This is a genomic window from Dyadobacter sp. UC 10 (assembly GCF_008369915.1).
Lineage (GTDB): Bacteria > Bacteroidota > Bacteroidia > Cytophagales > Spirosomataceae > Dyadobacter.
This window is the reverse complement of sequence record NZ_VSRN01000001.1, coordinates 4,434,154-4,449,522: the sequence shown is the minus strand read 5'-3', so window position 1 is coordinate 4,449,522 and position 15,369 is coordinate 4,434,154. Positions and strand designations below refer to the sequence as shown.

Annotated in this window: 11 protein-coding genes; 5 read left to right on the top strand and 6 right to left on the bottom strand. The window is 47.0% G+C overall.

Features of this window, described 5'->3' with window-relative positions; genetic code table 11:
- The first annotated feature begins 26 nt into the window (after positions 1-26).
- Positions 27-941 (top strand): oxygen-dependent coproporphyrinogen oxidase, encoded by a 915-nt coding sequence (gene hemF / locus FXO21_RS18535; protein WP_149641481.1) that lies wholly within the window; start codon positions 27-29, stop codon positions 939-941.
- Here the strand turns inward: hemF and FXO21_RS18530 are convergent, their stop codons facing one another.
- Entirely contained in the window at positions 942-2,036 is a 1,095-nt protein-coding gene (locus tag FXO21_RS18530; protein WP_149641480.1) for an o-succinylbenzoate synthase, read from the bottom strand.
- 69 nt (positions 2,037-2,105) lie between these two features.
- On the opposite strand from FXO21_RS18530, the gene lpxK reads away from it, so the two are divergent.
- Genes lpxK through FXO21_RS18510 form a run of 4 tightly spaced genes read left to right on the top strand, consistent with a single transcriptional unit; the run spans position 2,106 to position 8,710 of the window.
- Positions 2,106-3,164 carry a tetraacyldisaccharide 4'-kinase gene (lpxK, locus tag FXO21_RS18525; RefSeq protein WP_149641479.1) on the top strand — a complete coding sequence of 353 codons (1,059 nt, stop codon included), beginning with the start codon at positions 2,106-2,108 and terminating at the stop codon, positions 3,162-3,164.
- An 8-nt stretch (positions 3,165-3,172) separates the two neighbouring features.
- The gene (locus FXO21_RS18520; protein WP_149641478.1) at positions 3,173-5,170 is read left to right on the top strand and encodes a putative porin; all 1,998 of its coding nucleotides are present in this window, start codon (positions 3,173-3,175) and stop codon (positions 5,168-5,170) included.
- Positions 5,171-5,182: 12 nt separating this feature from the next.
- Positions 5,183-5,782: a tRNA-(ms[2]io[6]A)-hydroxylase gene (gene miaE, locus FXO21_RS18515; RefSeq protein WP_149641477.1), complete on the top strand. Its 600-nt coding sequence runs from the start codon at positions 5,183-5,185 to the stop codon at positions 5,780-5,782.
- A 21-nt stretch (positions 5,783-5,803) separates the two neighbouring features.
- Positions 5,804-8,710: a PD-(D/E)XK nuclease family protein gene (locus FXO21_RS18510; protein WP_149641476.1), complete on the top strand. Its 2,907-nt coding sequence runs from the start codon at positions 5,804-5,806 to the stop codon at positions 8,708-8,710.
- 287 nt (positions 8,711-8,997) lie between these two features.
- On the opposite strand, the gene FXO21_RS18505 is transcribed toward FXO21_RS18510, so the two are convergent.
- From FXO21_RS18505 to FXO21_RS18485, 5 genes are all read right to left on the bottom strand, one after another.
- Positions 8,998-9,474 carry a hypothetical protein gene (locus FXO21_RS18505; RefSeq protein WP_149641475.1) on the bottom strand — a complete coding sequence of 159 codons (477 nt, stop codon included), beginning with the start codon at positions 9,472-9,474 and terminating at the stop codon, positions 8,998-9,000.
- A gap of 135 nt (positions 9,475-9,609) precedes the next feature.
- The gene (locus FXO21_RS18500; RefSeq protein ID WP_149641474.1) at positions 9,610-10,563 is read right to left on the bottom strand and encodes a threonine ammonia-lyase; all 954 of its coding nucleotides are present in this window, start codon (positions 10,561-10,563) and stop codon (positions 9,610-9,612) included.
- Between the two features lie 77 nt (positions 10,564-10,640).
- Positions 10,641-11,528 carry an OmpA family protein gene (locus FXO21_RS18495; RefSeq protein WP_149641473.1) on the bottom strand — a complete coding sequence of 296 codons (888 nt, stop codon included), beginning with the start codon at positions 11,526-11,528 and terminating at the stop codon, positions 10,641-10,643.
- A gap of 197 nt (positions 11,529-11,725) precedes the next feature.
- Complete coding sequence (locus FXO21_RS18490; protein ID WP_149641472.1) at positions 11,726-12,466, bottom strand: GLPGLI family protein; 741 nt, start codon at positions 12,464-12,466, stop codon at positions 11,726-11,728.
- Positions 12,467-12,489: 23 nt separating this feature from the next.
- Positions 12,490-15,330 (bottom strand): outer membrane beta-barrel family protein, encoded by a 2,841-nt coding sequence (locus FXO21_RS18485; RefSeq protein WP_149641471.1) that lies wholly within the window; start codon positions 15,328-15,330, stop codon positions 12,490-12,492.
- Between the last annotated feature and the right edge of the window lie 39 nt (positions 15,331-15,369).

The following is a 15,369-nucleotide window of genomic DNA, read 5'->3' as shown; positions in this document are numbered from 1 at the left end:
TTTGCCCCCTGACACAGGAACAAATCATGAAAGTAGAAGTAATCGAGTCGTTTTTTAAGGATTTGCAGGACCGCATTTGTAGTGCATTGGAGACAACAGATGGCCAGGCAAAATTTCAGGAGGATTTGTGGGAACACCATTCGGGTGGCGGCGGCAGGACGCGGCTGATCCAGAACGGAAATGTGATTGAAAAAGGCGGCGTGAACTTTTCGAGCGTGAAAGGCGAGGTACATCCCCGGCTTCGGCAGCAAATGAACCTGAACCCTGGTGACGATTTTCATTTTACAGCTACCGGCGTGTCGATTGTAATGCACCCGCACAATCCACACGTCCCGATTATCCACATGAATGTCCGCTATTTCGAGCTTAGCAATGGTACCTGCTGGTTTGGAGGTGGTATTGATCTCACGCCCCATTATGTGGTCGAAGAAGATGCGCGCCATTTTCACCAGACTTTAAAAAATGCCTGCGACAAGCACCATCCTGCGTTTTATCCTGAATTTAAAACCTGGGCAGACGATTATTTTTACATTCCGCACAGATCAGAAACGCGTGGCGTTGGCGGTATTTTCTTCGATTACCTCAAACCGGATGAAGAAGGAAAAGGGCAAAAGCTTTCGAAAGAAGCACTTTTTGCATTTGTAAAAGAGATAGGGGAAACCTTTGCGCCGGTGTACACTTCACTGATGCAAAAGCACTGTAACGATCCATTTTCCGAAGCGCAAAAACAGTGGCAATACCTGCGCCGCGGGCGTTACGTGGAGTTCAATCTGGTGTGGGACCGCGGTACCAAGTTTGGGCTGGAAACGAACGGCCGAACAGAATCGATACTTATGAGCCTACCGCCCCAGGCGAACTGGGAATATAACTTTATCCCTGAAAGTGGCTCGCAGGAAGCAGATACGCTGAAATATTTAAAGAAAGGCTTAGATTGGGCCTGATCAATGCACATTGGAAAAGTCCGGCAAATCCCAGCCTTTTTCAGCATTATAGTGCAGGTAACCCTGCCGTATTTCCAGCGGCGAAACGAAATTATTTACATACAATTGACCCGTACCCAAACCTTGCGGCAGCGGATTATCGAATGCAGCAGTGTATTGCGCAATCGCGTTCAGACCAATATTGGATTCCAATGCAGAAGTGATCCACCAGCCGATATTCAAACGATTTGCTATTTCAATCCACTCGCTGGTATGGCGAAAACCACCCAGTAAAGTAGGTTTCAAAATTATAAAAGGTGGATTGAGCTTTTTGAGGAGCGCGAATTTTTCGCGGTAATCAAATACGCCGATCAATTCCTCGTCGAGGGCGACGGGCACCGGGGAGGTCCGGCACAATTCGGCCATTAATTCGGGCTGCCCCGCTTTTACGGGTTGTTCAATGGAATGCAGATCGAAGGCAGAAAGCGCTTTCAATTTTTGAGCTGCATCTTCCGGCTTAAATGCACCATTTGCATCCACCCGCAATGTGATCTGGTCTTTGTTGTACCGGGTTCTAACGTTTGCAAGAATGCGGCATTCCTGATCGAAATCAATAGCGCCCACTTTCAGCTTGAGAGTAGTGAAGCCCTGCGCAAGCTTTTCCTCTACCTGCGCCAACATATCGTCAAAAGAGCCCATCCAAATCAGTCCGTTCATCAGCACGCCAGCCTTACCTTCCGAAAAATCGTTTTTGAATGGTTTTCGCTTCCCGCCCTTCATGATATCCAGTAACGCGCTTTCCACCCCAAAACGGACCGAAGGCAAATGCTGCGGCACCACCTGATCGAGTATAATGCCCAGGTTGAATGGAAAAACGTCGAGGTCGAGGCTGTTAAAAATGTGGCAAACGCCGCAAAGCTGCTTTTCAAAATCGGGAAGATCGTCGACACTCAGTCCCGGAAGCGGGCCGCATTCACCGTAACCGATCAAACCTGGCTGCTCCAAATCAGTTACTTGCAGGATCCAGGAAGTTTTTTGTGTAAGAATCCCCCGTGAGGTACCCGCTTCTTTACGAAAATGAAGCGTACAGGGTTTGTACACAATTTTTAACGGCATGGGAACGTGGTGTCAGGTAATATAAAGGGGCACAATATTAGGTAAAAAATATGTAATTATGCAGCTTATATGAAAGAACGTCCGTGGTTAAAAGCAGCTTTGAGCCCATTCTCGTGGGTATACGGTCTTGTCACCGATGTGCGAAATGCGCTTTACGATCAAGGCTTGCTGCATTCCAGAAAAGCTTCTCGGATCGTCATTTCTATCGGCAACCTGACCGTGGGCGGCACTGGCAAAACGCCGGTGACCGAATACCTGGCAAATAAGCTGAATGCAAACTCGGCCGTAGCGATTTTAAGCCGGGGTTATGGGCGAAAGACCAAAGGATTTCTGCTCGCAGACGACCTTTCAACCGCAGAAACGATCGGCGATGAACCGCTGCAATTCTACCAGAAATTTAAGAAAAACGCAGTACCTGTTGTGGTAAGTGAAGACCGTGCTGCCGGCGCGGCAAAGCTGGCCGAGCTTCATCCCGAAACGCAGATCATCCTGCTCGATGATGCATTTCAGCACCGCGGCATCAAACGTGATATGAATATCCTGCTCAACGATTTCAACCGCCCGTTTTACGAAGACCTCCCCTTCCCTGCCGGCCGGTTACGCGAAAACCGCAGCGGCGCAAAAAGGGCAGATGCCGTTATCGTTACCAAGTGTCCGAGCGATCCCGACCAGTCTGTCAGAACACTGATCACAGGGAAGGTCCAGCGGTACACTGGAAAAAATGTTCCGGTATTCTTTTCAAAAACTGAATATGCGGAGCCGGTTTCCTACGACGGAATGCCTGTGAAGTTAAAGAATGTTAAAATAGCCGCCGGAATTGCAGATCCGCGCCCATTCATCCGATATATTGATGCCCGCTTCAACGTTTTAGATAAAGTACTTTTCCCGGACCATTATAATTACAAGCCGGCAGACGCAGAAGAACTGATTAAGTACTTAAAAAGCGATACTTTTGTGCTGACAACTGAAAAGGATATGGTCAAATTGAAGCCGCTGGCAGAGGAGTTGGGACATGCGGGCCGGTTTGCCTACATTCCTGTAACCGTCAATTTCGGCAGCGACACCGACCGCTTCGCAGAATGGTTTGGTGCACGCATTGAGGCACTTCAAAATACGGCAGAACGATAGTTTCCTCTATGAGAATTGTTTTTTACTCCACCCTGTGGATCTTAATAGGTTTTTTAATCACACCCCGGGCTGCTGCCCAGATCAGGATGCCCGGAGGTATGCAAATGCCGGGCGGCGGAGGAGGAGGCGGCGGCACAGGTGCACGTGGCGGCGGAGGCGGCCAGGGTGGCACGCAGATTCTCGACGATAGTACTAAAAATGTCTATGGTCCGCACACTACCCTGCATTACTTTGAAAATGATATCCTCAACAACCGCGATTCGGTACGTTACCGCGTTGATACGGGCCTGACCAACTTTCACCGGTGGCTACCGATGGACAAAGCCTGGGGCAAACTGGCTGATCTGGGCAATGCAGTCACTGCAACCCGGAACCTGTTTTTTCAGCCCCGGGAAGACATCGGCGCGCAGCTTGGCTTGCGGGCCTACGATGCCTACGCGATCAAACAGGAGGAAGTAAAATATGTAGATACCCGCTCCCAGCATACCGAACTGGATTTTCTGTCGGGTGGAAAGAAAACTTCTATGGGTACGTTTGTTTACACACAAAATGTGCATTCCCGCTTCAATTTCGGCATCCGTGGCCAGCGGTTTACTTCCAACAAGCAATATGGTTTTGCGAATACGATTAACTCGGAAGCACTGCTTGGTCAGAACTGGACGCTCCTTTTGCACACCAGTTTTTTTTCCAAAAACAAAAAATACCTGATACTCGCCCACTACCGGCACATGAACCAGAAAGTGCGCGAGCAGGGCGGGATCATTCCTAATGTGGTCGATGAGGTTGAAGAAAAATATTCCTATGACGGCGCCGCCAAAATCAGCGATGATGCCAACTCCTGGGAGCGTCGCCACGTATTTCATTTGTACCAGCAATACCGCCTGGTAAGCGGGTTTCAGCTTTTCCAGCAGGCCGATTTTCAAAGTACGATCAACCGCTTCACAGACCTGGACCTCGAAAGGGGGCTGGAAAGAGGCGCTTATCCCGCTTTTCGTTTCGATTCGACCAAGACACGCCAGGACATCTATTACAAGCTGTTCGACAATAAGGTAGGTATCAAAGGGTATTACTCAGGATTCAATTATCGTGCATACATTCGGCAGCGGTTTTATGGAATGCGCAGCGCAAGTCAGCCGGGAAACGACATTGGCAATATTTACACAACGTATCGCACCGGCCTTCGCTTCGATAATATCATCGGCGCATGGGCTGGTTACTATCTCAAAGATTCGGCCAATTACCTGACCGCCGAAGCGGACCTGAACCTTGCCAAAAACGTCGAATACCGGCTTAAAGGTGAGCTGAATACAAGATGGGGCAAAGCCGGGTTTCAAAGCATTCAAACTGCGCCGGATTTGATGGTGGAACGGTATCTGAGCAATCATTTCGAGTGGCGCAATAATTTTGACCCGACGAAAGTCCAGACCATATATGCCTCGCTGCCACTCAAAACCAAGAAAATCGAGTTTGTACCCGAAATTCAGATCCACCAGATCAACGACTTTATTTATTACGATACAGCCGCAGTTCCGCAACAGCTCAACGCGGGTTTCAGGCTGCTGCGAGTCGGTTTCAATTCCGGCATTCACCTGAAAAGGTGGAATTTTGCGGCAATGAGCTATCTAACTTTGAACGACAATACAGACGTCCTGCGCGTCCCAACTGTATTTGCGAGCGGCGAGGTCACTTTTGACTTTGTATATGCCAAAGTGCTGTTCATTCAATTGGGTTTGTCGGCGCGATATCGTTCCTCCTATCTTGCTGACGCCTATATGCCTGTGACACAGCAATTTCATTTGCAAAACACCGACCGGCTTGACCAGAATGTGGTTGTCGATGCTTTTGCGAACGTCCGCATAAAAAGGGTTCGACTGTTTTTTAAAATGGCCTATCTGAACCAGGGAGGTAATTTTGATCTTTTCCCGAAAGGCTATTTTATTACTCCGGAATACCTTGGCCTGGCACGTGCCTTTTCATTTGGAATCAACTGGCCGTTGTTTGACTAAACCGTTACTGCTGTGGCAACTTCACTTACAACCCTTGGACTTGAACTGCCTACCGACCCGCGGTGGACCGACATTGCGCAAATGCAGATCGGTGACATACTGATCGATCACGCATATTGCGAACAAAAGGCCGCTTCGAGCTGTATTTCCCTGATCGTTCACTATCCGGAAAAGGCAAAAATGGTGGAGACTCTTACCCCGATCGTCGCTGAGGAGTGGGGCCATTTTCAAAGGGTTTTAAAAGAATTAAAGAAAAGAAACATCCCGCTCGGCAGGCAGCGAAAAGATGAATACGTAGGCCAGCTGATGCAGCTCGTCCGAAATAAAGGCGACCATGAAAAAGCATTCCTCGACCGTCTGCTGATTTGCGGGCTGATTGAGGCGAGAAGCTGTGAACGTTTCAAGCTACTCTCCGAATCGCTGGAAGATGAGTCGCTGCAAAAATTTTACCGCGAACTGATGATTTCGGAGGCGGGACATTACCGGACTTTCATTGAACTGGCCGAAAACTACCGGCCGCAGGCAGAGGTAAGGCAGCGCTGGAAGGAGTTACTGCGCGCTGAGGCCGAAATTATGAAGTCACTTACACCACGCGGCGACCGCATTCATTAAGCCGCAATCATTCAAATACTTATGCAATCCTTTCTGAATCTCGTTGCAAAGAGAATATTAAACAATCACGCTACGCTGGAAAGGGTTCAGATCGTCGTGCCGACGCGCAGGGCGGCATTCTTTTTAATGCAGGAGCTGGCAATCGAAACCCCGGAGCCGATGATGAGCCCTTCCATCATTGCGGTTGACGATTTCGTTGAGAGCATGTGTACGCTGGAAATTTCGGATCCGGTACATTTGCTTTTCGACCTCTATGAGACTTTCCGTGAAATCGATCCCGAAGTGCAGTTTGAGAGATTTATGGGCTGGGCGGCTGTCCTGCTTAACGATCTAGACAAAATTGATCAGTACCTGGTAAAAACGGATTTCCTGTTCGACTATTTATCTGAGGCGCATGCAATTGAAAGATGGCAGGCGAACATGCCGGAAGGAAAATCGCTCCAAAGTGAAGGCGGACATAAACAGTACTTTTCACTTTTTCAAAATATAAAAACCCTTTATCAACTCTTCCGCGCCAGGCTTGAAAACAAAGGGAAAGCCTATCGCGGCATGGCGTACCGGCAACTAGCGGAAGATGTGCCCGGACTGCTGCTGAAACGCTCCGATTATGAGAAGATATACTTTGCAGGATTTAATGCATTTACAGAGTCGGAGCGGGTAATCGTGACTGCGCTGGTAAAGGCTGAAAAAGCGGAGGTATTCTGGGACAGCGACCGGTATTATATGTCGGAAAACACACATGTAGAGGCAGGGAAAAGCCTGCGTGACTACCGGAAAAGCGGCTCTTTCGGTTCATGGAACTGGACAAGCGATGATTTGCTATCGACCCGGAAAAACATTACGGTTTACGGCGTACCCAATGCCACGCTTCAAACGAAGATTGCAGGGCGCATTTACGAGCTGATGAAAGCAGAAACCGACGCAGCGCAGGTTCCTACTGCAATTGTGCTGGCCGACGAAAATCTGCTGATGCCAATGCTCTATTCGCTCGATGAAGAAGTGCGCGATCTGAACGTTACCATGGGACTTTCCATGCGAAACTCGCTGCTGTACACGCTGATAGACAGCATTTTTGACTTACAGCAAAATGTGGTTGAATTTAAAAGCAAGGCTGGAAAAACGATCAGGATACCCAAGTTCGGCCATAAGTCAATCGATAAAGTCCTTAACCATCCCTTTATCCGGCATTACGAATATGTGGCTTTACAACCATTGTCCGACGGGCAGACGATCATTCAACGGACTTTATATGAAATAACCAGCGGCAACCAGGTTTTTCTTGATTCGGAGCAATTGCTGAAACTGGGAGAGGACCATCCGCTTTTCCGGGTTCTGTTCACGCATTGGCAGAAAAACAACCCGAACCAGGTAATTCAAACATTTTATCAGCTCATCGAGCTGCTGCGGGATGTTTATAAAGATTACAAAAACGCGCTGGAAACGGAGTATCTGTATCTTTTTTATACACTGCTGAAGCAATTCGAGCAGACCATTGATGAGAAAACGGAGCTGATCACGCTGCGGACTTTGCGCTCATTTATGTTCGAACTGATCCGCCAGACGCGTATTCCTTTCAGCGGGGAGCCTGTCAGCAATTTGCAGATCATGGGAATGCTCGAAACGCGGGCGCTGGACTTTGAGCGGATTATTATCCTGTCAATGAATGAAGGGACAATACCTCAGTCAAAGCGCCAGCATTCGCTGATTCCTTTCGATGCGGCCCAGGCAGTAGGCTTGCCTACACATTTACATCAGGAAGCGGTCATGTCCTACCATTTTTACCGTTTGCTCCAACGTGCCAGCGAAATCCATTTACTATATACCAGCACCAACGACGCGCCAGGCGGTGGTGAGAAAAGCCGGTTTATCCAGCAGCTGGAATTTGAGCTTGCCAGGTATAATCCGAAGATCAGCATTTCGCATAAACAGGTCGTCTTTGGCTCGCAGCAACAGCAGGAACTGGAAGAATCCGTCCGGAAAGATGAAGCTTTACTACTGGCAATCCGGGGTTACCTGGCCGACAAGGGCATTTATCCGACACATTTGAATGAGTTTATCCGCTGTCCGATGCAGTTTTACCTCAAACATATCGTAGGTGTAAAGGAAAAAGAGGAAGTGGAGGAAGAACTGGGCATGGATAAAATCGGCACCTGGCTGCACGCATCGCTGGAACGCACGGACCTAGAATTTTTCCTGCACGATACCGACCCTACTGAAGAACAAATCAGGGCGATACTCCGGGAAGAGTTCGACAGGCTGTTTAGAGGTTATGTTACCGATTTGGGATTAAACAGGATTTACTATCAGATCGGAGAACAGCAAATCCTTGTCTTTCTCCAACATCAAATGCAACTGAGGCCACGCAGAAGAATACTTGCGGCTGAGCAAAAAGTCAGCACCAAAATCCAGCTGGTTTTGCAGGGTTCATACACACCTGTTCGGCTTGGCGGGAAAATAGACCGGATTGAGCTTGATGAAGAAGGCCGCAAGTTGTACGTGATGGACTACAAAACAGGCAGCGTAGAAGTAGCCGGAAAACAAAAACTGGCCGATCCCGAGCGGCGCGAGGAGGTGCTGAAAACTGATCCCGACCGAAAAATGGGCTACGTGAGGCAGCTATGGATGTACGAATACCTGATGTACAAAAAGATGAGTGATGAAAATGGGCTGAGACTAAGGGATACTGTTTATAACTATGGGGACTTTGCTGTAAAATCAGGTTTCTATTCCTTCCGCGATCCGAAGAATCAGGTGTCAAATCCAATGGAACTGACCGACGAACTGGCTCCGGCAGATTTCATTCAAAAGTCGGAAAACATACTTACTGACATCCTGAATGTAATGCTTGACCCGGATATCCCCTTCCGTAAAACCGACGATCTGACTGTCTGTACTTACTGCGATTTCACAGGTATATGCGGCCGTTAAGATTTAAAGATTACCGGTAAATATTGCAACCAAAACACTGACAATGTGGTCTTTTCTTCAAAACAGACTGACATGATCGTAGTTGCAAAATTGACCCTCGCTTTATTATGGTTTGCCGCTTTTTTGATGACCTGCCTGGTAATGACTGTCGCATTTCCGGTAATAGTCGCCTTTGAAATATTCCAAAACGTTCCAAAAGCCGCTTCTTTATGACGGTGCGGATTTAGCCATGAACTGAAAAAGGCGGTTGATATATTCAACCGCCTTTTCTTTTATTACAATTCCCTTTATTGCTTCTTGAATTCGAGATATTCTTCGATCGCATTGTTGGTGCTGGCATCCGTCAGTTTCAGCGTAATATTTATCTGGGTAACCCCGGCCGAGTTGACTACTCTCGTGCCGGTTCCCTGCACTTTTTGCCTGAGTGGCTTTCCATTGCTTTGTTCCACGTCGACCGTTTCGTCCAGCTCAATCAAATCTTTACCAGTCGTTTTAACATTGATCAGCTTATAGGTCTGAAGCAATGAGACTGTGCTTCCGGCCGCTGCTATTTCAGTGTCTTTCGTAAAAACGATATTGAGCTGGTTCTTTGCATTTTGGGTCACCACCCAATTAAAATCAGTTTTTGCCGGAGGTATCACTGTTGTTGTGGCATAGGTTCCTGCAAAATCGGCGGCGAAATCAGTTTCTGGCTCCACATTTTCCTTTTTATCTTTACAAGCGCCCATTAAAACAACCAGGCAACAAAAAATCAGCTTTTTCATACTTCAATGTTAGGTGTAAATAATTACCAGTTTCTAAGTTCAACAAATATGATTATTTTCTCTATAACGGTGTTTAGGCCCGAACCGCATACTATTCTTTATGAAAATTCCGGTTTTCGCGGATTCTACTGATAATCAGAATGGCAGTTTCCCCAAATGAGCATTACCGCCGGTCAGTATAACACCGATTTTCTTTCCCTTAAAGTCTTCTTTATTCCTGATTATAGCTGCCAGCGGCACGGCTCCGGAAGGTTCAACAACGATTTTCATCCGTTCCCACAAAAACCGCATCGCAGCGATGATCTCCTCGTCGGACACCAGCAATACATCTGTCACATATTCCTTGATAATCGGGAACGTTTTGTCTCCCAGGTAAGTCAGCAATCCATCGGCTATCGTTTTAACATAAGGCGCCTTTTCGATTTTATCACTTTTGAAAGACAGTATGGCATCAGCTGCGCCCTCTGGTTCTGCTGCGTACACCCTGGTACCGTGTGAAAAATAGCTTGCTGAGAGAGCAGTTCCACTGATCAGTCCCCCGCCCCCCACCGGTGCGATGATCAGGTCGAGCGTATCCTTTGTATCCTCGATGAGCTCTTTGGCAGCAGTGGCCTGCCCGGCAATCACTTCGTAATTGTTGAACGGATGGATAAATGTAGCGCCCGTGTGAGCCACAATCTGATCCACCGCCTCCTGCCTTGCTTCCGGTGTATTTACACAAAAAGTGATTTCGGCACCGTATTCTTCCACGGCCCTGATCTTGACGAGAGGCGAATTCTCGGGCATTACAATGTAAGCCTTCGCACCTACCCTCGACGCTGCAAATGCAATTGCCTGCGCATGGTTGCCGGAGGAGTGCGTAGCGACCCCATTCACCAGCTTATCAGCCGGTAGTGAAAGGATCGCGTTCAATCCGCCCCTTGCTTTGAAAGCACCGATCTTCTGAAAATTTTCACACTTGAAGAACAACTCCGCGCCACAAAGCCGATTGAAAAACTGCGATGTCATCACCGGCGTGCGATGAATGAACGGAGCGACTAGTTTATGCGCCGCTTCAATGGTTTCCCGGGTAGGTACAGTGCCTGACATAGAGATTTATTGGTCTATTTATGACGAAAAAAGCCCGCCGGAATAATCCTGCGGGCTGACAATTATTGGCTGGAATCCTATTTACCCGCGTTTGGAGTATAAAGATTAAAGAACTGATCCAACTTAGGAGTAATGATGATTTCTGTACGACGGTTCAGGCTGCGGTTAGGAGCAGAATCATTTGCCACTTTGGGTAAATATTCGCCACGGCCACCAGCGATCATACGCACAGGCTCAACTCCGTATTTCTTCTGCAAAGTACGTGCAACAGCCGTAGCACGCAGTACGCTCAAATCCCAGTTATCGGCTACCTTGTCAGTAGCGATAGGTACATTATCCGTGTGACCTTCGATCAGGATTTCGATTTCTTTGTAGTCATTCAGGATCTTAGCTACTTTGCTCAACACGCTCTCAGCTTGTGAGTTGATTACCGAGCTTCCTGAACGGAAAAGCATTTTGTCGGAAAGTGAAACGTACACTACGCCTTTTTTCACTTCGATCTGAACATCTTCGTCGCTGACATCCGCCAATGAACGTTTCAGGTTAAGCACCAGCGCCATATTCAGCGAGTCTTTTTTCTGGATGCTTGAATTAAGGTCCCTGATCTGGGTACCCTGCGCGTCCATCATAGCAAGGGATTTCTTGATACTTTCAGAACCTTCTTTGCTGATCACGGAAAGGTCAGACATACGGTCCAGCAGGTTATTGTTGTTCTTTTTCAGGAATTCGATCTGATCTTCCAGCTCCTTCATTTTTGCATTTTTGCTGGTCAACTCGTCATTTTTTGCCTTCAAATCATTATTTAAACCAGCAGTTCTGCTGTCACAATCATTCAGGTCAGCTCTCGCTTTGTCTAGTTGAATCTGGATTTCATTAGCCTGCTTCTGTGCTGTAAGAAGCTTCTTTTTACTTGCGCACGAACCAAGTACAAAGAGCATAGCAACTGCTAAAAGCGTATTTTTCATAATGAACAAGGGTTGTTAATTTAATTTAAACACTGTTAAGTAAAACATATACAACTACACTGACAATAAAAATATCGAGCCAGAAAGCTTCGGGATGCGTTTTCAAAGCGCAAAGGTACGTAAAAAGGGGAAATTGTGTTTTACAATTTCCCCTTTTTACCAGTTGCTTAGCAAATATTAACAATTCTAATCTCCTTCTAATACCTGACGGCCCAATATGGATTTCTCCGGGATTTGATACTGTCTCGAAAATGGGTTGCCATCATTTTTTCATACTCGGAGGTAGTAATCTTCTTACCCTTCATTTTCTTCGGAAGGGCCAGCTCTTCTCCCAGTGGCTTTTTCTCAACTTTGATCGCCGTCAGCGTCATTTCGCCGTCGTTGACCTCCACTTCCAGGATCAGGCCAGGTAGTCCGTAGTAACGTTCGGGGCCGGCACCGTATGCAAGGTCATTCGCAAACCAGGCAGTGATCTTTTGGCCTTTGACCGTATCTTCCGAAACCGCCATCATACACATATAACCGCTGATCTCTTTGATTTTATTCATGATCTTCCATTTGGGTGCAGCGAGCGAATCGTCGATGATCAGTAACTTACCGGCAAACTCCTCCGCTTCCAATTTCCGCCCTTTGTCAAAATCCCTGAAAACGAGGTATTCGCTCTTCCTTCCCCTGTAACCTCCGTCAGCCTCCTGTTCCAGCTCCGCATATTTGCTTTGTGAAGCGGTTGCAAAAAGTTGTCCCTTTACTTTCCAGCCCTCGTCATGGACACCCCAAGAATTTTTCATCCGGCTCTTTTCTTCCTCTGAAAGGAATGTCAGCTTTTCATACACTTTCGACCAGAAGAAGGTCCGCTCATACGTAACCGCCACTCCGTCAGATTGTGCCAGGGCTGGCAAGGCAGATATCAGGAGGAAAATGGCTAATAATTTTTTCATATAAATAAGCAATTGATAGTTGACTAAAATCCAAAACCTTTCCGGCGGACCGAGTGCGCCACACCGCGCATATTGTACGTAAAGCTCAGCATAAAGTACCTCGCCAGCGTACGTACCTGCTCCTGCGACACAAAGTTCTGGTAAGCCGATTGTGAAATACCCCGGTTTCTGTTGAAAACGTCAAATGCTGACAATCTGATCTCGCCTTTTTTACTTTTCAGCATTGTTTTGAAAACAGATACATTCAGGATCGGCATTTTTTGATCAAAACCAAAGCGGTCATTTACATAAGAATTGTAAGAAAAGCGGCTGTTAAAGTATATATCCTTTGGCAATTTGAAGTTCATTTCAGCCCCGTAATTGGTATTAATGATCTTCTGGTTCTGTCCAGAACTGATCGAATACCTGGTATCTGTAATGTTCCAGTTTGCATTGGTATAGATCGTAAATTTGTCACTTGGGGTAAAGTCAAGCCTCGCGCCCCAGTTGTAGCCATTGTTTTTCGTTTCATTCAGCTCGCCATTGATGTTGGTCAGGTTGTATCCACGGTTGTAAGATGCATTGATGTTCAAATTGCTTTTGGTCTTCACGATCGGGAAACCGTAGTTACCGTACAAATTGAAATTCTTACCTCCGCTAATATTTGTCGCCATCGTCGTCGTCACCAGATTTTCATCAACCGTCTGGCTGTAAATCACCTGATTATCATAGTAGTTGTAATAGGCGCCGAAGAACATTTGAATAAAGCTGCCTGGGTTGAAGTAGTTGTATCCCAGGTTCATAGAATGGTTGACTGTTGGCACGAGGTTCGGATTACCTACCCGGATATAAAGCGGGTTACTATTATCAACAATCGGTTGCAGGTCGCGGATGTTGGGCTCCGAAACCGATACATTATACCCTCCATACAAATATCTGTTTCGTTTAAGGTCGAAATTAAGGGAGACGTTCGGGACAACGTTGAAGAACTTGCGGTCAATGTTTGTTTTCACGGCGTCGTTCTGGTCAACCGAAAATTTACCGTCCAGGTGAATCTGCTGGGCACCTACCCCGACTGCAATATTGAGTCCATTGTGTGAATACCTGACAGAAGTACCCAGACGGTTGTAAGTGGAAATATTCTTGTAATACCGGCTTAGGTTGTTGTTTCTCACCCGGCCGCTCTCATTAATATCGAACACATCCCGGTCCACATCGTCGCTTTTCAAGCTGTAATTATAAAAGGATTCCATCACAAACTTCTTTGCAAAAGGCTCTATAAACAGCAGGCTTCCCTTGATCTGGTTGCGCAAACTTTTGGTATTGTTCGTTTGGTTGATATTCAGAATACTGTCGGGCTCCGTTTCTGATGTCCTGAAAAACCGGTTAGTAGACTTTTGGTCGATCGTTCCATTCGAGTTGTTCACGTTGTATGCCAGACTGGCGGCGAAATTCCTGCCTTTTTTCTTGAATTTGTGCCTAAAGATCGCCGTGTTTCCCAATGCAAAAGAATTGAAATCGGAAAAATTACGCTGGTCGCTGGTGTTGGACAGCTGCGTCGTGTCCTGCGCCCCCCGGAAAAACTCCTGGTGACTGAAATAGTCCGCTGTCCCGCTTCCGATACGCATATTTGATAAAATGATCAGCGTATTCAGAGAGTCGATCGTTTTTTCAAATCTCAAACTACCTCTGTGATTTTCGTTGAAATTCAAACGACCATTGGTATCCACTTTGGTGAATGCAGAATTCGTAAGGAAGTTGGTTTGTCTTGAAGTAGCATCCAGGTCCTGCGTCGTTTGGTTGTAATAATAGCTGGTATTGAATTTGGTTTTCTTGGTATCGAAATTATAGTTTGCTCCACCGGCCCAGTTCTTATTGAAACCGCGATTTTGTGCCCCTCTCCCCGCCTGGATCGTCAGGCTTTCCTCGTCATCCCCGCCAAACGAAATGTACCTCATCCCGCCGCCGAAGCCAAAATCACCGTCATCGCCCCAGTTGAACGACTGGCTGCCTTTGAAATCCTGGTAATCGTCCCACGACATTCCACCCTGGTTGGTGTTATTTCCAAGACCAATCACCGAAAACTGGTTCTTCTCATTAAACCGGTTATAATTGATTTTTCCTTCAAGCCGCTTGTCAGTGCCTGCCGCAAGTGTAGCTTTCCCGAAACCTCCTTTTTTATGGCTGTCTTTTAATTGCAGGTTCAGCGTTTTTTCATGTTTCCCATCATCAACGCCAGTAATTCTGGATTGCTCAGTTTTTTCATTAAATACCTGCACTTTGGAAATCGCTTCGGCAGGTAAATTTTTGGTTGCAGCCTTGGTATCATCACCAAAAAACCGCTTACCGTCTACCGTTACACGTTTTACAGTTTCTCCCTGCGCTTTGATAGTACCATCCTGATCAACCTGCAAGCCCGGAAGCCGACGAATCAGGTCTTCGACCGAGGCGCCCGGCTGCACTTTAAATGCTTTCGGATCGTATTCAATGGTATCGCCCCGGATACTTAGCGGCGCGCGAAATGCCTTAATTACGACTTCGTACAACACCGAGTCCATGACGGCCAGCTTGATCTTACCGAGATCGGTCACATCGCCATCTTTCGGATTAATCACTTCCTGATGAGGCAGATACCCTACATAAGTAACCTTGATCAGGTAGTTGGCCCGTTTAACATTTTTAAATTCGAATGCACCGTCCTTACCTGTTCTCGCAAAGTTGACGAGCGTAGAATCTTTCGGTGTAAGCAACATCACTGTCGACTCAGGAAGCGGGACACCCGAGGTATCGACCGTGCTTCCTTTTAACGTAAATCGTCCCGAGGTTTGCGCGCGCGCAACCGTTAAAGTGAGACACAAAAAGGCCAGGAGTAGGATTTTTTTCAAGGCTGCGCTAAAAGGTTAGTAAGAGAGTTTGTAACTGAT